The organism is Caballeronia sp. LZ003, from assembly GCF_031451465.1.
GTDB lineage: Bacteria > Pseudomonadota > Gammaproteobacteria > Burkholderiales > Burkholderiaceae > Caballeronia.
In genome coordinates, this window is record NZ_JARUXJ010000001.1 from 1227890 (window position 1) to 1251081 (window position 23192).

Here is a 23192-nt window from a genome sequence, read left to right on the forward strand (position 1 = left end):
AATGGAAGGGACAATCAGATGAACAAGGTCTATCCCAGCGCGAAGGCGGCGCTCGATGGCATCGTCAAGGACGGGCAGACATTCGCCGTCGGCGGTTTCGGGCTGTGCGGCATTCCCGAAGCGCTGATCGCGGCGTTGCGCGACTCGGGCGTGAAGGACATCACCTGCATCAGCAACAACGCGGGTGTCGACGGCTTCGGGCTCGGCCTCCTGCTCGAAACACGTCAGGTCAAGAAAATGATTTCGTCTTACGTGGGCGAAAACAAGGAATTCGAGCGGCAATATCTGGCCGGCGAACTCGAACTCGAATTCACGCCGCAAGGCACGCTCGCCGAAAAACTGCGCGCGGGCGGCGCGGGCATCCCGGCGTTCTTCACGAACACGGGCTACGGCACCGTGATCGCGGACGGCAAGGAAACGCGTCAGTTCGGCGAAAACCATTACGTGCTCGAGCATTCGCTGACAGCGGACGTCGGTATCGTGAAGGCATGGAAAGCCGACAAATCGGGCAATCTTATCTATCGCCGCACGGCGCGCAACTTCAATCCGATGTGCGCCATGGCCGGCAAGATCACCGTGGCCGAAGTGGAAGAGATCGTCGAAGTAGGCGAGCTCGACCCCGATCACATCCATACGCCGGGCATCTTCGTGCAGCGGCTCGTCCTGAATGCGCACCCTGAAAAGCGCATTGAGCAACGTATCGTCCGCGCGAAAGGAGAATGACCATGGCTTGGACTCGTGACCAGATGGCCGCGCGCGCGGCGAAGGAATTGCAGGACGGCTTCTATGTGAACCTCGGCATCGGCTTGCCGACGCTCGTTGCCAACCATGTGCCGGACGGCATGGAAGTATGGCTGCAATCGGAGAACGGCCTGCTCGGCATCGGCCCGTCGCCGACCGAAGAAGAAGTGGACGCCGATCTCATCAACGCCGGCAAGCAGACGGTGACCACGCTGCCGGGCTCGTCGATCTTTTCGTCGGCGGATTCATTCGCGATGATCCGCGGCGGCCACATCAACCTGGCGATTCTCGGCGCCATGCAGATCAGCAAGACGGGCGACCTCGCCAACTGGATGATTCCCGGCAAGATGATCAAGGGCATGGGCGGCGCGATGGACCTCGTAGCGGGCGTGAAGAAGGTCGTCGTGCTGATGGAACACGTCGCGAAGGGCGACCAGCACAAGATTCTCGAGGAATGCTCGCTGCCGCTGACGGGCGTGGGCGTGGTGGATCGCATCATCACGGACCTCGGCGTGATCGACGTGACCGAGAATGGTCTCAAGCTCGTCGAACTGGCCGATGGCGTCAGTGCCGAGGAGATTCAGCAAAAGACCGGCGCGCCGTTGGATGTCAGTGGCGTGAAGTAATCGGCTTGAAGTAAAGCGGCGTCTTTCGACGGGGAAAGGCGGGCGGGGCTGCGAGGCTTCGCCCGCTTTGTTTTTGATCACCGTGGTCAAGGGGTCGTCCGTTCGGCCGATGTTCAGTCGGTTTCGCGCGCGGCGCTTACAATCGATTCGACATCTTCCTGCGAGGAATACCCATGAGCACATCCATCGTCGTCGAAGCGCCGCATCCGGCGGCCGCCGTGCCGCGCCAGCGTTTCGTGCAGTGTGCGAGCCCGGCCGGCCTGCATCGCATGGCCTACACCGAATGGGGCGATCCGGCCAATCCGCGCGTGCTGATGTGCGTGCATGGCCTGACGCGCTCGGGCCGCGACTTCGACAAGGTGGCGCAGGCGCTCGCAAACGAGTATCGCGTGGTGTGTCCGGATGTCGTCGGGCGCGGTCTGTCGGACTGGCTCGCCGACCCGCGCCATTACGGCGTGCCGCAGTACGTCGCGGACATGGTGACGCTCATCGCGCGTCTGAACGTGGAAACGGTGGACTGGTTCGGCACCTCGATGGGCGGACTCATCGGCATGGCGCTCGGCGGCTTGCCGAATACGCCGATTCGCAAGATGCTCATCAACGACGTGGGACCGCATATCGAGCCCATCGCGCTCACGCGTATCGGCGAATATCTCGGCAAGCCCACGCGCTTCGCCTCGCTCGATGAAGGCGTGCGGCACGCCGCCGCGCTTGCGGCTTCGTTCGGCAATCTCACGGACGAGGAGTGGGCAAGCATCAATACGCCGCTTCTGCACGAGAAGGACGGCGCGTGGCGCTTTCGCTACGACCCGGACATCGCGAAGCCGTTCAAGGCGTCGACGCCCGAACAGAACGCGGCGGGTGAAGCGTACTTGTGGCATGCGCTGGCCTCGTTCAAGACGCCGGTGCTCGTCGTGAGAGGAGAGCATTCGGACTTGCTGTCGCGCGAGACGGTCAAGCGAATGGTGTCGAAAGGGCAGGCGGTCACGAGCGTCGAAGTGGCGGATACCGGACACGCGCCGGCCTTCCTCGCGGCGGACCAGATCGCCACCGCGCGCGCCTTCTTTCTCGGAAATGACGCGGGCGCGGCATAATATCGGGCTGAGCGCCCGGCGCTTTATCCCAATTTGCATCTTTATCGAACAGGAACGCATATGGCAGTTACTCGTCATCACGTCGGCGCACGGCTTTCGGAAATCGCCATCCACAACGGCACCGTGTATCTCGCGGGCCAGATCGCCGAGGACACCGACCAGGACATCACCGGCCAGACGCGCGAAGTGCTTGGCCATATCGACCGTCTGCTCGAAGAAGCGAACAGCGACAAGTCGCATCTGTTGTCGGTGCAAATCTACGTCTCCGACATGGCGCACTTCGCCGCTATGAACGCCGTGTGGGACTCGTGGGTCGCCGCGGGCAACACGCCGCCGCGCGCTACCGTCGAAGCGAAGCTCGCGAACCCCGCGTGCCTGGTAGAAGTCGTCGTCGTGGCGGCGCAGCGCTAAGCAGGTTCGCCGAAGAGCAGTCATTCGCGCATGACCGAGTCCGCCGTTATCGCCGACACCTTGCCGGAGCCATCCATCGACGATGCGCTCGCGTTCATCCGCGAGCACGCGAAGGATGCGCGCGTCTCGACGGGCGAACTGCTCACCGAGCACGCGGAAGGCACGGCGCGCATCATGCAGACGCTCAACGTCGACGCTCACGCGATCGCCGCTGCGGCGCTCTTCGTGTTGACGCCGCATCTGGACGACCCGGAGAAGGTCATCGAGGAGCGCTTCGGCGCGGAAGTGCAGCGGCTCGTCGGCGATGTGCGCAAGCTCTTGCGTCTCGGCTCCGTCAGTTCGCGCGCCACGCTCGCGGACTTGCCCGAGAACACGCGCGACGCACAGGCCGCGCGGCGCGCGCAAGTCGAATCATTGCGCAAGATGTTGCTTGCTTTCGCGCAGGATATTCGCGTGGTGCTGATTCGCCTCGCCTCGCGCCTGCAAACCTTGCGCTATCACGCGGCCAACAAGATCGATCCCTCGCCCGATGTGCCGCGCGAGACCATGGAAATCTACGCGCCGCTCGCGAACCGTCTCGGCATCTGGCAACTCAAGTGGGAGCTCGAAGACCTGTCGTTCCGCTTCGAGGACCCGGTCACGTACAAGCGCATCGCGAAGTTGCTCGACGAGAAGCGCGTGGAGCGCCAGTCCTATGTCACGGACGCCATCGCGCGGCTGCAAACTGAACTCGATACCGCGCAGATCAAGGCCGAAGTCAGCGGCCGGCCAAAGCACATCTACAGCATCTGGAAGAAGATGCGCGGCAAGCATCTCGATTTCTCCGAACTGAACGATGTGCGCGCGTTTCGCGTGATCGTCGGGGACATCAAGGACTGCTATACCGTGCTCGGCATCGTGCACAACTTGTGGCAGCCGGTGCCGCGCGAGTTCGACGACTACATCTCGCGGCCCAAGCCGAATGGCTACAAGTCGCTGCATACGGTCGTGATCGGCGACGACGGGCGCGCGTTCGAAGTGCAGATCCGTACCTACGAGATGCATCAGTTTGCCGAGTATGGCGTGGCGGCGCACTGGCGCTACAAGGAAGCGGGCACGCGCGGCTACGCGGGCCAGGTCACGGCAAGCGAGAAGTACGACGAGAAAATCGCTTTTCTGCGCCAGTTGCTTGCCTGGAAGGACGATGTCGAAGGCGAGCAGCCCGGTTGGCAGCAGTTGCGCGACGCCACCCTCGACGACGACCACATCTATGTGCTGACGCCCCAGGCGCGCGTGATCGCGTTGCCGCACGGCGCGACAGCGGTCGACTTCGCGTATCACCTGCATAGCGAGCTTGGGCATCGCTGTCGCGGCGCACGTGTCGATGGCGTCATGGTGCCGCTCAACACGCCGCTGCAGAACGGGCAGACGGTCGAGATCGTCGCGGTGAAGGAGGGCGGCCCGTCGCGCGACTGGCTCAATCCGCAGCTCGGCTATCTGCACAGCCCGCGCGCGCGGCAGAAGGTGCGCGCGTGGTTCAACACGATCGATGCGGCGGAGAACATCGCGGAAGGTCGCGCGATCGTCGAAAAGACGCTGCAGCGCGAAGGGAAGACCTCGGTCAATCTCGATCAGCTCGCGAGCAAGCTCGGCTTCAAGGCGCCCGAGGATCTGTACTCGGTCGTCGGCAAGGACGAATTCAGCCTGCGCAATATCGAACAGGCCTTGAGCGATACGCCGCCCCCCGAGCCCGAACTCGAGACGCCCGAGCAGTTCGAAAAGCGCAGCAGCGGACAGAGCGTGGCGCTCGGGGCATCGACGGGCGTGCTGGTCGTCGGCGTCGATGCGCTGCTCACGCAGCTCGCGCGTTGCTGCCGCCCGGCGCCGCCCGATCCTATCGCGGGGTTCGTCACGCGCGGCAAGGGCATGTCCATTCATCGGTCCGATTGCGCGACGTTCCAGCGCATGGCGCAGCGTTCGCCCGAGCGCGTGTTGCATACGACGTGGTCGGCGCAGGTGATGAACGGGCGCGGGTCGTCGGTGTATCCGGTGGATTTGTCGGTCGAGTCGGCGGATCGGCAGGGGCTGTTGCGCGACATCACTGAAGTCTTCGCGCGCGAGAAGATCAACGTGATAGGCGTGAAGACCCAAAGCCGGCGCAACGTGGCCTACATGCAGTTCACCGTGGAAGTGTCCAACGCGATGCAGATTCAACGTGCGTGCACCTTGCTCGGGGAAGTCGTGGGCGTGATCCGCGCGGCGCGCCGAGCCTGAACGCAAGCTACGGCCGGGAGCGTCACTGCGCGAAAAGTTGAACGGATCGACGAATAATTTTTCGATTCATCGCACAGATGCACTTGCCAAAAATCGAAACGCTCCATATAATCTCAGTTCTTTCAGGCTCGTAGCTCAGCTGGTTAGAGCACCACCTTGACATGGTGGGGGTCGTTGGTTCGAGTCCAATCGAGCCTACCAACGAAAACGAAGCCTCGGTCCGCCGAGTCTTCAATCCGCAAGAAGCGCACTGCGCACAAGGCGAAAAAATATGGCACGTCGAACGTTGACCGAAACAACTTCGGAGCGACGCTAGTCGAGGACCTAATTCGCCTTCTGCCAATCTGTTTGCGGTATGTGTGAAAAGTGAATGCGGCCCCTCGATAGCGGGGCCGCATTTTTTTTGTCTCTCGGGTTTTGCACGGTATCGAGCGGCATGTTTTAGTCGAACTCGCCTGGCGTGAGCTGGCGTCTTGGAGAACGAAATGGTTTCGGTACGTTTGCCTGATGGGTCGGTCCGTCAATACGACCACCCGGTGACCGTCGCGGAAGTCGCGGCATCGATCGGCGCGGGTCTCGCCAAGGCCGCGCTTGCCGGCAAGCTCAACGGCGAGCTCGTCGACACGTCGTTTGTCATCGACCAGGATTCGTCGCTCGCCATCGTCACGGACAAAGACCCGGAAGGCGTCGATGTCGTTCGTCACTCTGCCGCGCACTTGCTGGCCTACGCGGTCAAGGACTTGTTCCCCGAGGCGCAGGTGACCATCGGGCCGGTCATCGACAACGGCTTCTATTACGACTTCGCGTACAGCCGTCCCTTCACGCCCGAAGACCTCGAGAAGATCGAAAAGCGCATGCAGGACCTCGTCAAGAAAGACGAGCCTGTGTCGCGGCGCGTGGTGTCGCGCGACGAAGCGGTCGAGTACTTCAAGAGCATCGGCGAGAAGTACAAGGCGGAGATCATCGAATCAATCCCGGCTTCGGACGAAATCAAGCTCTATTCGCACGGCGGTTTCACCGACCTGTGCCGTGGTCCGCACGTGCCGTCCACCGGCAAGCTGAAGGTCTTCAAGCTCATGAAGGTCGCGGGCGCGTACTGGCGCGGCGACTCGAAGAACGAACAGTTGCAGCGTATCTACGGCACCGCCTGGACCAAAAAGGAAGACCAGGAAGCGTATCTCAACATGCTCGAAGAAGCGGAGAAGCGCGATCATCGCAAGCTCGGCAAGCAGCTCGACCTGTTCCATTTGCAGGACGAAGCGCCGGGCATGGTGTTCTGGCATCCGAAGGGCTGGTCGCTGTGGCAGCAGGTCGAGCAGTACATGCGCCGTCGGATTAATGAGGCCGGCTATCTCGAGATCAAGACCCCGATGGTCATGGACCGCTCGCTGTGGGAAGCGTCCGGTCATTGGCAGAACTATCGCGAGAACATGTTCACGACCGAGTCGGAGAAGCGCGACTACGCCATCAAGCCGATGAACTGCCCGGGCCACGTGCAGGTGTTCAATCACGGGCTGAGGTCGTATCGCGATCTGCCGCTGCGCTACGCGGAGTTCGGATCGTGCCATCGCAACGAGCCGTCGGGCGCGTTGCATGGTCTCATGCGCGTGCGCGGTTTCGTTCAGGACGACGCGCACATCTTCTGCACGGAAGATCAGTTCATCGCCGAATCTATCGCGTTCAATACGCTCGCGATGAGCGTGTACAAGGACTTCGGCTTCGATCACATCGACATCAAGTTGTCGCTGCGTCCGGAGCAGCGCGCCGGTACCGACGAAACCTGGGATCGCGCGGAGCAAGGCCTGCGTGACGCGCTGACCGCGTGCGGCCTGCAGTGGCAGGAACTCGCGGGCGAGGGCGCGTTTTATGGTCCGAAGATCGAGTACCACATCAAGGACGCGCTCGGCCGGTCCTGGCAATGCGGCACGCTGCAACTCGACATGGTGTTGCCGGAGCGTCTCGGCGCGGAGTACGTCGGCGAGGACAACAGCCGTCGCCGTCCGGTCATGCTTCACCGCGCGATCGTCGGGTCGATGGAGCGTTTCCTCGGCATCCTGATCGAGCACCATGCCGGTGCAATGCCGCCGTGGCTCGCGCCTGTGCAGGCAGTCGTGCTGAATATTGCCGAAAGTCAGGCCGAATATGCGGCTTCTCTGGCCCAATCGTTGCAAAAACAAGGGCTTAGAGTTGAGAGCGATTTGCGCAATGAGAAGATTAGCTATAAAATACGCGAGCACACGCTGCAAAAGGTTCCGTATTTGCTGGTCGTCGGAGACAAAGAGCGTGATGCACAAACCGTAGCCGTGCGTGCTCGTGGCGGTGTCGATCTGGGCGTGATGCCGGTCGACGCATTCCTCGAACGTCTGCAGCAGGAAGTGCGGGCGTTCAAGTAAGTCACTCGCAGCGCGGCTTGTTTTTTCATATTTAGAGGAAACGTAACATCGCTACTGATAAGTCGTCACATCGCATCAACGGTGAAATCACTGCGCCGGAAGTGCGCTTGGTCGGAGTGGACAACGAGCCGCTCGGAATCGTGAAACTGGCCGAGGCTTTCCGTCAATCGGAACAGCTCGACGTGGATCTGGTCGAAATCGCGCCGCAGGCTTCACCGCCTGTCTGCCGTTTGATGGATTACGGCAAGTTCAAGTACTCGGAAGCGAAGAAGCAGCACGAGGCGAAGCTCAAGCAGAAGATCGTGCAGGTGAAGGAAGTCAAATTCCGCCCCGGCACGGACGACGGTGATTACAACGTCAAGCTGCGTAACCTCACGCGCTTCCTCGAAGACGGCGACAAGACGAAAATCACGTTGCGTTTCCGCGGTCGGGAAATGGCGCACCAGGAAATCGGCATGCGCATGCTCGAACGTCTGAAGACGGATCTGGACGAATACGGCCAGGTCGAGCAAATGCCGAAGATGGAAGGGCGTCAGATGATCATGGTGCTTGCCCCGAAGAAAAAGGGTAAGTAACGAGCGTCGTAAAGCGTTGGATCGCGCGCCGTTGAAAAGCGTGAGCGCGGCATCGCAGGTGGTTTCAGGGCTAGCGTCACTTTGGTGACGCCGCTCATGAAAAGCGGTAGCCACAAAAGGCTGTCCGCACATAAGTGGAGCGTGGGTTTCGAAGGGCGGCAAGGGGTCCGATGTTTGTTTGACGGATCATCCGCACACCCATGACCATCTAATAAACTGGAGTAGTTTCATGCCGAAGATGAAGACCAAGAAGAGTGCTGCAAAGCGCTTCGTGGTGCGTCCGGGCGGTACCGTCAAGCGCGGTCAGGCCTTCAAGCGCCACATTCTTACCAAGAAAACCACCAAGAACAAACGCCATTTGCGTGGCACGACGGCCGTTCATGAGTCAAATCTGAACTCCGTCCGCGCAATGTTGCCGTTCGCTTAACCCTTAACCGACACTCATAGGAGCGCAACATGCCTCGAGTAAAACGTGGGGTTACCGCACGGGCCCGTCACAAGAAGATCATCCGTCTGGCCAAGGGTTACCGCGGCCGTCGCAATAACGTCTATCGCATCGCCAAGCAAGCGGTCATGCGCGCAGGGCAATACGCCTATCGCGATCGCCGCAACAAGAAGCGTGTGTTCCGCGCATTGTGGATCACGCGTATCAACGCGGCGGTGCGTCAGCACGACATGACGTACAGCGTGTTCATCAACGGCCTGAAGAAGGCTTCGATCGAACTCGACCGTAAGGTGCTGGCCGACATGGCTGTGTTCGACAAGGCTGCTTTTGCTGCGATCGTGAATCAGGTGAAAGCCGCCGTTGCAGCCTAATTGCGAAATTAGTACTGCGTGGTTCGCCTGAGCGTCGTCCGGTTGTTCGGGTGGCGCGAAGGTAGAAAACGGGGCTCTCACCGAGCCCCGTTTTTGTTGGTCGGACGGTTTTGCTTATCGCATGTGAGGCGTACGAACCAATCGTGCGCATAAGCCAAACCGTAATTCAGTTAGAACTTCGACGTTGAAAAGATGGGATCAATGGATCTGGACCAGATTGTCGCCGACGCAAAAAGCGCCTTTGAAGAAGCCTCCGACGCCGCCGCGCTCGAAAACGCGAAGGCCCGCTTTCTCGGCAAATCCGGCGCGCTGACCGAACTGCTGAAGGGTCTCGGCAAGCTCGATCCGGAGGCGAAGAAGACCGAAGGCGCGCGGATCAACGTGGCCAAGCAGCAAGTCGAAGCGGCGCTCAACGCGCGTCGTCAGGCGCTGGCCGACGCGCTCCTTAACCAGCGGCTCGCCGCCGAAGCTATCGACGTTACCTTGCCCGGACGCGGCGCGAGCACGGGCACGCTGCATCCGGTCATGCGCACGTGGGAGCGCGTGGAGCGTATCTTCGGCACGATCGGCTTCGATGTCGCGGACGGTCCCGAGATCGAAACCGACTGGTACAACTTCACGGCGCTCAATAGCCCTGAGAACCATCCGGCGCGCTCGATGCAGGACACCTTCTACGTCGACGGTAAAGATGCCGAAGGCCGCCCGCTGTTGCTGCGCACGCACACGAGCCCGATGCAAGTTCGCTACGCGCGCATGAACAAGCCGCCGATCAAGGTGATCGTGCCGGGCCGCACGTATCGCGTGGACAGCGACGCCACGCATTCGCCCATGTTCAACCAGGTCGAAGGCCTGTGGATCGAAGAGAACATCAGCTTTGCGGACCTGAAGGGCGTCTATACCGATTTCCTCAAGAAGTTTTTCGAGCGCGACGACATTCTCGTGCGCTTCCGCCCGTCGTATTTTCCGTTCACGGAGCCGTCGGCCGAGATCGACATGATGTTCGAACACGGCAAGAACGCGGGCAAGTGGCTGGAAATCTCCGGCTCGGGTCAAGTACATCCGACCGTCATCCGCAACATGGGGCTCGACCCGGAGCGCTATATCGGTTTTGCGTTCGGTAGCGGCCTCGAGCGTCTCGCCATGCTGCGTTACGGCGTGCAGGACTTGCGTCTGTTCTTCGAGAACGACCTGCGTTTTCTGCGCCAGTTCGCTTAAACGCCGCACGGCCCGCGGAGCCCGGTTTGGCAACAGCAACCGGGCGAGAGACACCACCTCATTCGAACGTAGACACACATGCAATTCCCAGAATCCTGGCTCCGAAGCTTCGTCGATCCCGCACTCACGACCGACGAACTTGCGCACGCACTCACGATGGCCGGTCTCGAAGTCGAAGACCTGCGGCCGGTCGCGCCGCCGACCAAGAAGATCGTCGTCGGACAAGTGCTGGAAGTGGCGAAGCATCCGGACGCCGACAAGCTCAACGTCTGTCAGGTCGATGCCGGCACGGGCGAGCAGTTGAACATCGTGTGCGGCGCGCCGAACGTGACGCCCGGTATCAAGGTGCCAGTCGCGCTGGTCGGCGCGGAGTTGCCGCCTGCCGAAGCCGGTGGCGCGCCTTTCGCGATCAAGCTCTCGAAGCTGCGCGGTGTCGAAAGTCAGGGCATGCTGTGCTCGGCGCGCGAGCTGAAGCTCTCGGAAGACCATAGCGGCTTGCTGATCCTTCCGGCCGATACGCCGATCGGACAAGACATTCGCGAAGCGCTCAATCTCGACGACACCGTCTTCGAGATCAAGCTCACGCCGAACAAGGCGGACTGCCTTTCGGTTTTTGGCGTCGCGCGCGAAACCGCCGCGATCACGGGCGCGACGTTGAAGTCGCTCGACATGCCGCCGGTCGAGGTCAAGCTCGACGAAAAGCTGCCAGTGAAGATCCTCGCGCCGGATCTGTGCGGCCGCTTTTCAGGTCGCGTGATTCGCGGTGTAAACGCGCGCGCGAAGACGCCGCAATGGATGGTCGAGCGCCTCGAACGCGCCGGTCAACGCAGCATCTCGGCGCTCGTCGATATCTCGAATTTCGTGATGCTTGAACTCGGCCGTCCCTCGCACGTGTTCGATCTCGACAAGATTCACGGCGGTATCGAAGTGCGTTGGGGCAAGAAGGGCGAATCGCTCAAGCTGCTCAACGGCAACACTGTCGAACTGGATGAAACCGTCGGCGTGATCGCGGACGGCGCGCAGGTCGAAAGCCTCGCGGGCATCATGGGCGGCGACAGCACGGCTGTCACGCTCGATACCACCAACATCTATCTCGAAGCCGCCTTCTGGTGGCCGGACGCCATTCGCGGCCGTGCGCGCAAATACAACTTCTCGACGGACGCCGCGCATCGCTTCGAACGCGGTGTCGATTACTCGACCACTGTCGAGCATATCGAACGCATTTCGCGACTGATCCTCGACATCTGCGGCGGCGAGGCCGGCCCGGTGGACGATCAGACCGTCAACGTGCCCGAGCGTCATCGGGTGACCATGCGCGTGTCGCGCGCGCACCGCATTATCGGCGTGGACATTAGCGTGGACGAGATCGCACAGATTTTCACGCGTCTGAATCTCGCTTTCGAGCGCGACGGCGATACCTTCAGCGTGACGCCGCCGGCTTATCGCTTCGATATCGAGATCGAGGAAGATCTGATCGAGGAAGTCGCGCGTATCTACGGTTTCGAGAAAATTCCCGCGCGCCCGCCGGTTGCTGCCAGCGAAATGCGGCGCACGAACGAAACGAAGCGCTCAATCCACACATTGCGTCATGCCGTGGCCGCGCGCGACTATTCGGAGACCGTGAACTTCAGTTTCGTCGATGCCGACTGGGAGAAGGATTTCGCCGGCAACGACAATCCGGTGAAGCTCATCAATCCGATCGCGAGTCAGCTTTCGGTCATGCGCACGACGCTGTTCGGCAGTCTGATCGACGTGCTGCGCTACAACCTCAACCGGCGCGCGGACCGTATTCGCTTGTTCGAAGCAGGGCGTGTGTTTTTGCGCGATGCATCGGTTACGGCGGGCGAATTGGCTGTCGAAGGTTTCGCGCAACCGAAGATGATCGGCGGTCTCGCCTACGGTCCCGCGCTAGACGAGCAATGGGGCGCGCCGTCGCGCAGCGTCGACTTCTTCGACGTGAAAAGCGACGTCGAAGCGCTGTTCGCTCCCGTCGTACCGCGCTTCGTGAAGGCGGAGCATCCGGCGCTGCATCCGGGACGCAGCGCGCGTGTTGAGGTGGCGGGCCGGGCGGTGGGCTGGATCGGCGAACTGCATCCGCGCTGGCAGCAAAAGTACGACCTGCCGCATGCGCCGATCCTCTTCGAAATCGAAGCGGACGCGTTGATGGATCGCGCGCTGCCGGCGCCTTCGGAAGTGTCGAAATTCCCGCCCGTGCGGCGTGATATCGCCGTCGTCGTGGATCAGAAAGTACCGCTCCAGGCGTTGCTCGACGAGCTTGAAAATGCCCGTTCCGAACCTGCCTGCAAGCACGTCACAAGGGTTGCGCTTTTCGACGAATTTCGTCCAAAATCAAATACTTCCGGTGGGTTGGCGGAGCACGAGAAAAGTCTTGCCTTCCGTGTTACGTTGCAAGATACTGGCGGCACGCTTCAGGATGAAACGGTCGATACGGCTATCAAAACGCTGGTGGATCGCCTGGCTCGAGTACACGGCGCGCGGTTGCGCGGATAGCCTGCGGTTGGGCATGTAGTTGGCCTGCAGTTGGCTTAGTCCGTCTTCATCGTCGTCCGCCGTTTTACCGATATGAACCAAATGAACTCGAGTGATTTCGAAGCCCTTCTTTCGGCGCAGCGTAGCGCCATGACCCGAGATATCCCGACTTCGGGCGCCGTGTCCAATGACACGCCCACGCTCACGAAAGCCGAACTGGCCGAGATGCTGTTCGACCACGTCGGCTTGAACAAGCGCGAAGCGAAAGACATGGTCGAAGCCTTCTTCGAAGTCATTCGCGACGCGCTCGAAAGCGGCGATAGCGTCAAACTCTCCGGCTTTGGCAACTTCCAGTTGCGCGACAAGCCGCAGCGTCCGGGACGCAATCCGAAGACTGGCGAAGCCATTCCTATCGCGGCACGGCGTGTCGTCACATTTCATGCAAGTCAGAAGTTGAAGGCGCTGGTGGAAACGGGAGCGGAGTCAGGTCTCACGCGTTGAATTCGCTCATGCGCTGAACATCGCGCGAATCGCTTTTGCTTGCCGTGCTTCATCGACATCACTCACCAAGATGGTTGATCGACGATGGAAAAAGTCGTCTTGCCTCCGATCCCGGCCAAGCGTTATTTCACGATTGGCGAAGTCAGCGAGCTGTGCGGTGTCAAGCCGCACGTGCTGCGCTATTGGGAGCAGGAGTTTACGCAGCTGAGGCCGGTCAAGCGGCGCGGCAATCGGCGCTACTATCAGCATCATGAAGTGCTGCTGATCCGGCGGATTCGCGAACTGCTATACGAGCAGGGATTCACCATCAACGGCGCGCGTAATCGGCTTGATTCGCAAGGCCGCCCGATCAGCGATGACGCCGAAGCCGAAGATATCGAGGGCGTAGCGGCTGCGCCTTCAGCGGGCGTCGATGTCGATCAGTTGCGCAAGGAGATCACGCAGGTGATCGATTTGCTCGGTGGCTGAATGCCGCTTGTCTTGTAGGAATGACCAATGCCGCGACGGACTCGCGGCATTTTTTTGGTCTGGGTGCATTGCGTTCCGAGTGCGACTGCGCGAAGAACATGGGCTGTATGGTGCCGGTCTACCCGCACAATGGCGAATCACAAAGCATGGGTTGGATCTATCAGCCGACGGTCAGGTTCGCGCTTGGCGCCTCTACACCAACCGACCAGTACACAAGGCTCGGCCCCATACCCATAGGCGGATAGATACGCCAGTCATCAGGTCCGTGATGGAAGAAGTACAGCGCAAAGCGCCCGCCATTCTTGTATGCGCTCACACATACATAGCGGCTCCCGCCCAGATAGATGCGGCCGAACCGTGTAACGCGCGCGGATGACACCGAAACGAACCATCTTGCGACTTCGAGACGCAAGCTGGAAGTTCGGGCTGACAGCGGTTGCCTTTGAACGACAGGCGCGAGAGCAAGCGAAGGCATCAGGCGGCGTTCCTTATACGTCACTTTAAGATTAGAGCTTAAGGGCCTGAGTTACAAGTGGTTTTTGTGCCTTTTAAGTCTGAGTAAAAGCGGGCAATTGCTTTAGGGAGACGATACTCTCTCGTTTCTGATCTGCAGTGAAAACCGATGAATCAATCGCTTCGAACAAACTACAGACGGTTTCGGCGAGCATACCGCAAACGTTTGCTTTGCGAACTACTTTTCAGCGTGCAAAGTCATGCGCATTGAGAAAGCAGCGACTAGCTTTCACGTGCTGTTAAGCAAGCGGTGCCATAGCGCTTTGGAAAGCTCGATTAGGACGACAGTATTGCCAAATGCGTCGACTGTTCTTCGTTATCCATACGCCGCAGAAATCGCGATGCATCGACCGGACAAAATAGCGCTTCTGTGCGGACTAACGGCGGATGAGTCCGTCGAGCTTCTAACCGCCGGTTCGGTGCCTTGCATTTTTATGCGGTGAGCGGGTCGCTGAGCGTCGCGTAAAAATCGCGTTAAGGCAGGCACGGCCAATCATCGCGAACGCCGCGAGTCAGTGTTTTTTGCATTGGATGTAGCGCGTAAATTTATCTGAACGTTTTAGCGCGCGCATTTTCGCGTATGAACTTCGGCATGGCGACTGCCGCCCATTTTTCTGCACACGTGCGGGAGAGCACGGTCAGAAGAGGATAAGCAACTCTCGGATTTCGCACGACGAGTCGGCCCATCTCGAGCAGCACGGCAATTCTCTGGCGGCGATGCATTCGTAAAGTCCAGGATGTGCGACGGTGGTCCTTGCCCGACGGTCGATTGACGAAGGACGGTATTCGCTGAGCAAGAGGCTTCATCACTACAGGCGCCTGGCGCCGAGTGACCATTGCATTACGACAACGCTTGCAATCGCTAGATCAGCTCTGTTGAGCAAGACGGCACTGTCGACTGACCACCTGATGTGCGGCGTCGATAGCTTCCAGGAACTGTTGCATGCCTGCCTGACGTGCCTCGCCATTGGCGATGAATTGCAAGGCTTCAAGAGCATCCACTTGCAGCAGATGGCCGGACGTGTTCGCCAGGTCTTTGATTTCAGCGTGCTTGCGTTCTAGTTCCTCAAGCACGGCCTTGGGCCAAGGCCGTTCAGGATCAGTCTGATACATGACTCGGAACACAACGCCCGAAAGCTCGGCGAGCGTTCCGAGCACTTCACGATAGACATGTGCGAGTGCATCCGCTGTCACCTCCGGCTTCTTGTCTCGACGCCCGAGATAGTGGAGGCTGGCGGTGGCACCGCGGACGACAACTGAGAGAATGGCTGACACGGCACGCCCCGATTTTTTATTTAATGATCATGATCGGAATATGAGGCAGTCTGGTTAGAAGTTGAGTGCGCCACTTAACGAAACGCCGCAATCAGCGTCAGGTCTGTCGAAAGTTTGGCGTGATTTGCATGACACTCGCGTGCCTCGCAGTCTTTTAGGTGGCGATCAAGGTGCAACGGCAAACACTGCGTGTGCCTAACAATCGTGGCCGCTCGAACTGATCCGATGATTTGTCGATAGATTGCGCGAAGAAGCGGTTGTCCGCATCGAAGCATGGGTCAAATGATTTTTGGCATTAGGATCTGCTCGGCGATAACGGGCAAGGCGTTTCCGCACAAGAGAGTACAGCTAGGATCGGCAAAGCGTCGATGCCGCAAGCGGAGCCGGTATCGGACACGCCTACAGGAGTTTGTAGAGAGGGTAGTGCGGCTTCATCACCCGTGGTCCTTTAGAGACGCATTCCTCATCGTTGAACGAGAAGCGAATGAACAAGACGCCAAACGAATTCGCCATCCCTCAAACCGAATTCTCAAACAGCATCAGAAAATCATTTATATCTGTGCTCTTCATCAAGAGCGGATTCAACGTCTCCGGATTGTGTTCCCACCAACGTGAGTCGAGTAATCGGGCTATCACGTCTGGCTCGAAGCGATAACGCAGAACGCGCTGCGGATTACCGACGACTATCGCGTAAGCAGGAACATCTTTGCTGATCGTGGCGCCCGCCCCGATGATCGCTCCGGTGTGGATCGTAACGCCTGAAACGATGGTGGTGTTTGCGCCGACCCAGACATCGTTGCCAATGACGACGTCTCCCTTCCATCTATTGGAAGCATTTATTTGATGCAGCGTCGTGTTCGTAGACAACGAAAGCTTCGGATGCTCGCCGCCTAACACGAATGTTGCTCCCTGAGCAATTGAGCAGTAATTCCCAACCTCAAATGCACACGGAGCCCCCCAGTAATAAACGGTTGGTCGGTTTATATGACTGTGGTTACCGACCGCGACTCTGATTTCCTGAACTGGGAAAAAGAACCGTCCGTCAGTCACTTCCGGTGGCGGTAACGGAACCTCGACTGCCGGTTGCGGGGCCTTTCTCGAAAAAAATTTAGATAGCGGCTTCATGCTTCATCACCTGTCTCGCGCGCTGGGGCCGTTGTGAAAGTCGTCGTTGTCAAGCCGATTAGCCGGACGGCGCTGTGCACACGAATCCTTCGTATCCACACTGTTGGCCCGTGCTACAAGACACTTGAGCTTGGCTCGTGGCGCTACCACGAGCCGCCATCACGCAGGCAGGCATGATAGCAAGCGGGGCGAAATGACTTTGGATTCGTTGATGTGTGAGACAGAGCCGATCTTCCTCTCGCCATGACGAAGCCCGCTGCAAAGCGTGAACGGTTTCTCGCTATTGCGGGCGAAAGTATCTGACGGTCGGTGGCGCACAAAACGATGCTGCGGAAGCGGCGCGGCGGAAGGTAAAGAGGCGTCTCACGCCTGGCTGGACGCGGAAGTGCGCAGGCATCCGACTATGAAACCGCTCATCCCGCTGCTAGTTATCAAATATGAGTTCTTCGAGGTTGATGGCTATCAGCCAGCTCGGGGGAGACTACGAACGCAGCGACTTGCTGATCTTCCGTCGCCCAACACAACGACTAGCCTTAAAGTTCGGAGGCCCGGGCCAGTGCAAGCGTGTCGATGTACTCGCGAATGCTCGCGACTTTGCCATTGCGAACGATGATGGCAAAGATCCAGTGGTCTTCGAAGGTCTTGTTCGTGGCTTTGATTCGGCCCGTCGCGAAGCCGACGACCAGAACCCGGTCACCCTGAGCAACGAATTCGGGCGGGGCGGGGTAGGACGTATCCACCATCTCGGACGCCTTCTGCAACAGGTTCGCCAAGTCCGCGTGTCCACGGTGGGTGCCGGCCAGCGCCCACTCGCCCGGAACGATCCACTCGATGTCTTCTGCGGAAATGGCCAGCAAAGCTTGCTTATCGCCGCTGCCCAGCGCGGCAAAAAAATCCTTCACGACCTGGACGTTCGCTTGTGTGCTCATCGGTATCTCTCCACGTTTGTGACACAAGCCCGCAACAGGAACAGGTCGCGCTCTTACGTCGGACGGCCGCTGCTCCATCGATGTGCCGCGCGGTTTGCAGTCCAACACGCGGCACTTAGGACCCACGCTTTCCGCCGTCGACCAACAAGCCCACTGAAGGGGCCCTGCGAACGACGTTAGCCAGAGCCGCCACAGCACATCAAAGTTGCGCCAAGCCGCCATCGACGGCCACCTCGCTGGCGGTCATGAAGCTGCTGTCCGACGACGCGAGAAAGGCAGCCACCGCTCCGATCTCGGCCGGATCGGCCATGCGCTGAAGCGGAGTCATCGAGGCGAAAATCTTCTGGCCTTCCTCGCCCAGCGCTTCCTTCGCGAGTTCGGTTGCCGTCGCCCCGGGTGACAACACGTTCACACGGATGCCGGTGCCTTTCAGGTCCTCCGCCCACGTTCGCGCGAGGTTGCGCACGGCCGCCTTGCTCGCGCTGTAGGCGCTCATTCCAGGAGCGCCCGTAGTGCCGGCGCTCGATCCGGTCAGGATGATCGAACCGCCATCGCGCATCAGCGGCAACGCCTTCTGGACCGTGAAGATCGAACCCTTCACATTGGTGTCGAAGGCTTCATCGATATGCTCGGCGGTGATCTTGCCGAGCGCTAGCTGGCTTCCCGCGCCGGCATTCGCAAAGACGATATCGAGGGTCCCGCGCTCGTCCTTCACCGCTGCATAAAGTCGGTCGAGGTCGGCCTCATCCGAGACCGAGCCCTTTACCGCACGGGCATTGGGCCCGAGGTCGGCCACGGCATCGTCGAGTGCGTCTTGCCGACGGCCGAAGATGAAGACGAAAGCGCCTTCCTCGATGAAGCGCTTCGCTGCCGCGCGGCCAATGCCCGTGGCGCCACCGGTGATGACAGCCGTCTTTCCGTTAAGTCTGGTCATGTCGTGCATCCTTCTTTCAAGTTGTACGGAAGCAGGAATCGCTTGCTTGAAACAAGTATGCAGTTGGACTAACCTAAGAACAAGTATGCACCTTTTGGTAACCACGAAATGACCGACTGTTCTCCGACCTGCGGTGGCCGCTACTCTTACGGGCTAGCCGCGACCCTCAGCATCATCGCGGGCAAATGGAAGCCACTGATTTTGTACTTCCTGCTCGACGGCCCGAAGCGCTACGGCGAACTCAAGCGCAATGTCCACGGCGTCAGCGCCAAGGTGCTGATCCAGCAATTGAAGGAACTCGAAGCCGATCGCGTCCTCGCGCGGACCGACTATCAGGAGGTGCCACCGCGCGTGGACTACACGCTGACGCCGCTCGGTCGAAGCCTGGCCGACAAGATCGTCCCGCTGTGCACTTGGGGAACCGAGAATATGGCCGAAATGGTGAACATGCTCGCTGAGCGCGACAGGTTGAAATAGAAGACAGCCGACATCCACGTTCAACGCGCTATCAAAACGTGCCCGCGCTGTTTTCGCCACTCAAAGAGCAGGGAAGTAGTGGCCATTGTCGAGGTCCTCGATCAGGCCGGGCTGGGCAGGCTTCCAGCCGAGAGCCTGACGCGTGATGAGATTGGACGCCGGAAGGTCCAGCGTGACCAGGTTTGTCAGGAAGCCAAAGTATCCCGGCAGCATCAGCACATCGATGGGAATGCTCACGGCCGGCAGGCCCAGGCGGCTGCCGATGGCCTCGGCGATCTCGCGCAAAGCGACGCCCTCGCCCTCGATGCCGTGCCAACTTTTGCCAGCCGGACCTTTCTCCAGCGCGAGACGGAACAAGGTGGCGAGGTCGCGGCCATGCACGGCCGGCCACAAGTTTGCGCCGTCTCCCGGATAACCGATGACGCCCTTGTCCTTTGCGAGCGCAATCAGCAACGGGAGGAAGCCTGCATCGCTCGTGCTGTGCGCGATGGGAGGAATCCGCACGACCGAAGACCGCACGCCCCGCTGCGCGAGTGCGATCACGGCGAGCTCCACGACGTTACGAACTCGCAGCGTTCCTTTGTATGCATCGCCGGCCGGAAGGGCAGGGTCATCCTCGCTGACGGGCCGGCCGAGGCTTTCCCATCCGGCTGAGCCGATGCTCGCCGACACGACCAGCGGCTTGCCGGTTCCGGCCAGTGCGTCGCCATACGCAAGCATGATCCGGAGTTCCGCGGCGGCCACGGCATCGAGCCCGCCAGAGGGAAGCAGGTCTTGTCTATGCGCGACATGGATGACACCGTCTGACTCCGACGCCGCGGCCTTGAGTTCATCGAGATCGGAGATATCGCCGCGACGCACCTTTGCGCCGAGCGCGGACACCGCCGCCGCTGATTTGTCCGACCTGGCGAGGCCGGTTACCTCGTGGCCGGCGGCGATGAGCTCGGGAATGATGTACGAACCGATATGGCCGGTCCCGCCCGTGACGAAAACGTGCATGTTATTGCTCCCTACAGAAGATGTGATGCGAGATGTCGTGGCGCGGGTGCAATCAGCCGAACAGGCTGACGCCGATTGAGAAGTTGGCGTGCTTGACGGAGTGAGTGAGAAGTCCCAGCGACAGCAGGCTGACGTGCTCCAGCGTCTTCGCCATGAGCAGCGGCCCGGTATCCATCGGGCGCAGTCCGAGGCTCGCGACGAATGCCAAGACGCGTGCTTTCGCCTGTGCATCGTCCCCGGCGATGAACACGTCCAACAGGCGGCCCTCTACTGGATCGGCAGCCAGGACGTGAGAAAACAGGGTGTTGAACGCCTTGACGATTTTCGCGTCGGTAGGCGCGGCCTTGGCGATCTCCCGCGCGCCGAAGCTGTCGCCCGGAGTCACGAAGCTCACGTGATCGGAGGCGATGGGATTGGTGATGTCCACGAGAACCTTGCCTGCAAGCTCGTTCCCGTATTGCTTCACCACGTCGAGAACGGCTGGGTAGGGAAGCGCCAGGATGACCATGTCCCCGGCCGGGGCGACGCCGAACATCCCTGTCGTCGCGTTGGCTCCAAATTTTTCGGCAAGCGCCCGCGCCTTGGCAGCGTCGCGGCTAATTACCTCGACTGTGTGTCCCGCCTTGGCGGCAAGGCCGCCGATCGCTGCGGCCATGCCGCCTGTGCCAATGATGCTGATCGTGCTCATGCAGTCTCCTGGTGAGTTGGGTGGTGCTCGTAACCACTAGCGACCATCCTATTCACATAACTTGCAAAAAACAAGTAAAAGAGGAAATTTACTTGCTTCATGCAAGCGATGTTAATATTTGGCCATGAAGACGACATCCAAAGAAGACCTTCGATCCCATTGCGCGGTGAACTACGGCGTGGAGATCTTTGGCGACCGGTGGTCGCTCTTGATCATTCGCGACATCGTCTTTGTTGGCAAGAAGACGTATGGCGAGTTTCTGAGATCGGAAGAGGGAATCGCGACCAATGTCCTTGCGTCCCGCCTTGCGTTTCTTGAGGAACAAGGAATTCTCTCGAGGGCGCCCAGCCCCGACGATGGGCGCCGTGACTTCTACACGCTGACCGAGAAGGGCTTGGACCTCATCCCTGTCGTGCTGAACATCGTCCTATGGAGCGCGAAGTACGATTCAAAGTCGTACGTACGGCGAAGTAAGGCTTTCATTGCCCGATTAAGGCAAAGTCCCCTACTGGTGAGCGAAGAGGTGAAGACGCTGGTTCGGAATGGCGGATGTATGTTTCCGGAGAGCAAGGAATAGACAGGGCGGCAGGCATACCGTGCTACGTCCATAAACGATGCGCGCATGGCTAGCCGAGAGGTGCGGCGAATAGCGGCCCGATGTCGAGAACGGTTCTGAAGACAGTGACTGAGGTTCAGCGGCCTGAGCGGGCGAAAAATCGCGCCGGCTTCAGTTCCATTCCGTACGCGATCTAAGACATTCGGGCGAAAGCAATAACGGATGCAGAGAAAGCGCGACCACTACATCGACGTCCTTCAGTCCGCCGTAGCACATGCCACGCGCGCGCAGGACGGAGATGACGATTCAGCCGCGCAGGACGCCTATTTTGACTGTACGCAGTGCGCTTCGGCGGCGTTCTTTTGGAAGCCGTCAGAATCGCTTCTTCCGCCATGGACATACAAATGAGAAAGCCCGCGTAATCGAAAGATTACGTGGGCTTAATTTGGTCGGGGCGAGAGGATTTGAACCTCCGACCACCTGCACCCCATGCGGGAACTCACTCGCCGCAAAGGCTCTGAATTAAAGGCCGCGATCATACCACGCCTAACAGATGCTCAAAGATTAATCGGCTTGAAACCCGCATGCAGCCTAGTTCCCTGTTTCCGTATTAGGCGCATTCCAAGGCAGTGCGACGTCCATTTCCGAGCGTTCGGCGATGACCTCCTTAATGTAGATTTCGCTCGTTCGGCCGCTGGTATGCGCGAGCCGCGTCTGGATCTGCTTCTTGTCCTTGCCCTGGCGCGCCGCGTCTGTCGCGCCGAGCGCGCGCAGGTCCTTGAACACGACGTCGTCTGTGATCTGGGCGCGCTCCTTCGCGCGGCGCCACATCGAGTGCAGGCCGGTCTTCGTGTACGGCGTGCCCTTCGTCGACGGGAAGAGGTAGGGGCTGATGATCTTGTACTTCCGCTTGATCCCCTTCGCGCGCTCGATCACCGCGTCGATGGACGGCGTGATCGCGATGTCCACCATCTTCCCGCTCGACTTCGCCGTCTTCGTGGGTTTGAACCGGATAGCGCCGCCTTCGATCTGCGCGTCGCGGAGCATGCGCACGTCGATCGCGCGCTGCCAGCACAGATAGGCCATGTCGACGATGCACTGGAACATCGGCCCGGACTCGGTCGGCAGACCATCCTTTCTGGTCAGCGCGGCTTCGCGGATCTTCGCGATGACGTCGTGCGTCGGCAAAACCTCGCGCCGCTGCGTTTCATAGTCGGACAGGTCCAGCTGGTCGCACGGGTTGTCGTCGCGCAGGCCCATCTCGCTGATCGCCATCTTGAACATCTTGCGCAGCACGTTCACGTACTTCTGCGCCGTGTTGTGCTTCTCCGCGAAGTACTTCCTGAGGAACACGGTGATCGTCCTGGCCTTCACGTCGGCGACGGTGAACTCCTCGAACTTCTCGGCGATGAAGTCGGCCATGCGCTCGTATTCCTTGCGCACGGCGGGCGTGTAGCGCGCCAGCTTGCGCTGCTTCCATTCCTCGCACAGGTTCGGCATCGTTCCGCTGACGAGCTTCTTCTCCTTCATGAGGAAACCGAGGCGCTCGTACATGACCGCTTCGCCTTCCTCGAATCCGCACAGGCGAATCCAGCGTTGCTCCTTCTGCGTCCACGGGTTCCGCATCGGCTCCGGCGCGAAGAAATAGAACGCGCCGTGATTGACGATGACGCGGCGGGGCAGACCGCGGTGATGTTTTCTTCTGCGGTTCATTTGACGCGTGGCTCGCGCCGGATCGTTGCGGTGGGGATCTGCGCCGGCGCGATGCAGTGCATGCGCATGACGAGCACGGAGTTGTCGGGGCGGCGGCGCGCGGGGATGCCCAGCGACTTGAGCATCTCCATCTGCTTCGAGGGGCGCTTATAGCCCGTGATGCGCGCGAGCTCGTCCTCCGTCAGTTCAAGCGGCGATTCAAGTACTGCTGCCATCGTTGCTCTCCCCCTGAGCGATATGGGGCGGGATTTGGCTTGCCAAAAAGTGAATCTCGGCCCGAGCCTCGCACTTCAAGGCTTCGCGCTTCGCTTTCAGCGCCTCAGCCTTTGCTGCCTTTTTGGCAGCGCGTTGCTCAATTGTCATCGCCTTGCGCGGCATGATCGAATCCTCGACTTCCTAA

General features: G+C 60.0%; 24 protein-coding genes and 1 tRNA gene. 16 read left to right on the forward strand and 9 right to left on the reverse strand.

Going from position 1 to position 23192, the window contains the following annotated elements; genetic code table 11:
• Positions 1–18: 18 nt before the first annotated feature.
• The 14 genes from QCE79_RS05680 (at position 19) to QCE79_RS05745 (ending at position 13583) form a co-directional block, all read left to right on the forward strand.
• The gene (locus tag QCE79_RS05680; protein ID WP_250492221.1) at positions 19–723 is read left to right on the forward strand and encodes a CoA transferase subunit A; all 705 of its coding nucleotides are present in this window, start codon (positions 19–21) and stop codon (positions 721–723) included.
• Between the two features lie 2 nt (positions 724–725).
• Positions 726–1367, forward strand: a complete 642-nt coding sequence (locus tag QCE79_RS05685) for a CoA transferase subunit B (protein WP_244827695.1) — start codon at positions 726–728, stop codon at positions 1365–1367.
• Between the two features lie 173 nt (positions 1368–1540).
• On the forward strand, positions 1541–2461 hold the full coding sequence (locus QCE79_RS05690; protein ID WP_250492222.1) for an alpha/beta fold hydrolase: 921 nt from the start codon (positions 1541–1543) through the stop codon (positions 2459–2461).
• 60 nt (positions 2462–2521) lie between these two features.
• The gene (locus tag QCE79_RS05695) at positions 2522–2872 is read left to right on the forward strand and encodes a RidA family protein (protein ID WP_309842573.1); all 351 of its coding nucleotides are present in this window, start codon (positions 2522–2524) and stop codon (positions 2870–2872) included.
• 30 nt (positions 2873–2902) lie between these two features.
• Positions 2903–5125, forward strand: a complete 2223-nt coding sequence (locus QCE79_RS05700; protein WP_250464417.1) for a bifunctional (p)ppGpp synthetase/guanosine-3',5'-bis(diphosphate) 3'-pyrophosphohydrolase — start codon at positions 2903–2905, stop codon at positions 5123–5125.
• 124 nt (positions 5126–5249) lie between these two features.
• A tRNA-Val gene (locus QCE79_RS05705) sits at positions 5250–5326 on the forward strand.
• A 284-nt stretch (positions 5327–5610) separates the two neighbouring features.
• Entirely contained in the window at positions 5611–7518 is a 1908-nt protein-coding gene (gene thrS / locus QCE79_RS05710) for a threonine--tRNA ligase (RefSeq protein ID WP_309842577.1), read from the forward strand.
• 47 nt (positions 7519–7565) lie between these two features.
• Positions 7566–8093, forward strand: coding sequence for a translation initiation factor IF-3 (gene infC, locus QCE79_RS05715; RefSeq protein WP_074168877.1), 528 nt, complete (start codon positions 7566–7568; stop codon positions 8091–8093).
• Positions 8094–8322: 229 nt separating this feature from the next.
• Positions 8323–8520, forward strand: a complete 198-nt coding sequence (rpmI, locus tag QCE79_RS05720) for a 50S ribosomal protein L35 (RefSeq protein ID WP_244827700.1) — start codon at positions 8323–8325, stop codon at positions 8518–8520.
• Positions 8521–8549: 29 nt separating this feature from the next.
• Positions 8550–8909, forward strand: a complete 360-nt coding sequence (gene rplT, locus QCE79_RS05725; RefSeq protein ID WP_050454097.1) for a 50S ribosomal protein L20 — start codon at positions 8550–8552, stop codon at positions 8907–8909.
• 201 nt (positions 8910–9110) lie between these two features.
• Positions 9111–10124 carry a phenylalanine--tRNA ligase subunit alpha gene (gene pheS / locus QCE79_RS05730; RefSeq protein ID WP_244827701.1) on the forward strand — a complete coding sequence of 338 codons (1014 nt, stop codon included), beginning with the start codon at positions 9111–9113 and terminating at the stop codon, positions 10122–10124.
• 78 nt (positions 10125–10202) lie between these two features.
• The gene (pheT, locus tag QCE79_RS05735) at positions 10203–12635 is read left to right on the forward strand and encodes a phenylalanine--tRNA ligase subunit beta (protein WP_309842582.1); all 2433 of its coding nucleotides are present in this window, start codon (positions 10203–10205) and stop codon (positions 12633–12635) included.
• 72 nt (positions 12636–12707) lie between these two features.
• The gene (locus tag QCE79_RS05740) at positions 12708–13115 is read left to right on the forward strand and encodes an integration host factor subunit alpha (RefSeq protein ID WP_244827703.1); all 408 of its coding nucleotides are present in this window, start codon (positions 12708–12710) and stop codon (positions 13113–13115) included.
• An 84-nt stretch (positions 13116–13199) separates the two neighbouring features.
• Positions 13200–13583 (forward strand): MerR family transcriptional regulator, encoded by a 384-nt coding sequence (locus tag QCE79_RS05745; protein WP_244827704.1) that lies wholly within the window; start codon positions 13200–13202, stop codon positions 13581–13583.
• Positions 13584–14963: 1380 nt separating this feature from the next.
• Here QCE79_RS05745 and QCE79_RS05750 read toward each other — a convergent pair.
• The 4 genes from QCE79_RS05750 to QCE79_RS05765 form a co-directional block, all read right to left on the reverse strand.
• Positions 14964–15371: a hypothetical protein gene (locus tag QCE79_RS05750; protein WP_244827705.1), complete on the reverse strand. Its 408-nt coding sequence runs from the start codon at positions 15369–15371 to the stop codon at positions 14964–14966.
• A 516-nt stretch (positions 15372–15887) separates the two neighbouring features.
• Positions 15888–16496 (reverse strand): CatB-related O-acetyltransferase, encoded by a 609-nt coding sequence (locus tag QCE79_RS05755; RefSeq protein WP_250508898.1) that lies wholly within the window; start codon positions 16494–16496, stop codon positions 15888–15890.
• A gap of 533 nt (positions 16497–17029) precedes the next feature.
• A complete protein-coding gene (locus tag QCE79_RS05760; protein WP_309842587.1) occupies positions 17030–17425 on the reverse strand; it encodes a nuclear transport factor 2 family protein in 396 nt (131 codons plus the stop codon).
• A gap of 199 nt (positions 17426–17624) precedes the next feature.
• A complete protein-coding gene (locus tag QCE79_RS05765) occupies positions 17625–18359 on the reverse strand; it encodes an SDR family NAD(P)-dependent oxidoreductase (protein ID WP_250492282.1) in 735 nt (244 codons plus the stop codon).
• 108 nt (positions 18360–18467) lie between these two features.
• Between QCE79_RS05765 and QCE79_RS05770 the strand changes: the two genes are divergently transcribed.
• Entirely contained in the window at positions 18468–18836 is a 369-nt protein-coding gene (locus QCE79_RS05770; RefSeq protein ID WP_250525720.1) for a helix-turn-helix domain-containing protein, read from the forward strand.
• Between the two features lie 60 nt (positions 18837–18896).
• Here the strand turns inward: QCE79_RS05770 and QCE79_RS05775 are convergent, their stop codons facing one another.
• Positions 18897–19835, reverse strand: a complete 939-nt coding sequence (locus QCE79_RS05775) for an SDR family oxidoreductase (RefSeq protein ID WP_309842590.1) — start codon at positions 19833–19835, stop codon at positions 18897–18899.
• 52 nt (positions 19836–19887) lie between these two features.
• Positions 19888–20523 carry an NAD(P)-binding domain-containing protein gene (locus tag QCE79_RS05780; RefSeq protein ID WP_309842592.1) on the reverse strand — a complete coding sequence of 212 codons (636 nt, stop codon included), beginning with the start codon at positions 20521–20523 and terminating at the stop codon, positions 19888–19890.
• A 124-nt stretch (positions 20524–20647) separates the two neighbouring features.
• Here QCE79_RS05780 and QCE79_RS05785 point away from each other — a divergent pair, with 124 nt between their 5' ends.
• Positions 20648–21100: a helix-turn-helix domain-containing protein gene (locus QCE79_RS05785; RefSeq protein WP_244827711.1), complete on the forward strand. Its 453-nt coding sequence runs from the start codon at positions 20648–20650 to the stop codon at positions 21098–21100.
• A gap of 570 nt (positions 21101–21670) precedes the next feature.
• Here the strand turns inward: QCE79_RS05785 and QCE79_RS05790 are convergent.
• Genes QCE79_RS05790 through QCE79_RS05800 form a run of 3 tightly spaced genes read right to left on the reverse strand, consistent with a single transcriptional unit; the run spans position 21671 to position 23170 of the window.
• Positions 21671–22792: a tyrosine-type recombinase/integrase gene (locus QCE79_RS05790; RefSeq protein WP_309842596.1), complete on the reverse strand. Its 1122-nt coding sequence runs from the start codon at positions 22790–22792 to the stop codon at positions 21671–21673.
• Positions 22789–23007: a DUF4224 domain-containing protein gene (locus QCE79_RS05795; protein ID WP_309842599.1), complete on the reverse strand. Its 219-nt coding sequence runs from the start codon at positions 23005–23007 to the stop codon at positions 22789–22791. The genes QCE79_RS05790 and QCE79_RS05795 overlap by 4 nt, the downstream gene beginning before the upstream one ends.
• Entirely contained in the window at positions 22991–23170 is a 180-nt protein-coding gene (locus QCE79_RS05800) for a hypothetical protein (RefSeq protein WP_309842602.1), read from the reverse strand. The genes QCE79_RS05795 and QCE79_RS05800 overlap by 17 nt, the downstream gene beginning before the upstream one ends.
• Between the last annotated feature and the right edge of the window lie 22 nt (positions 23171–23192).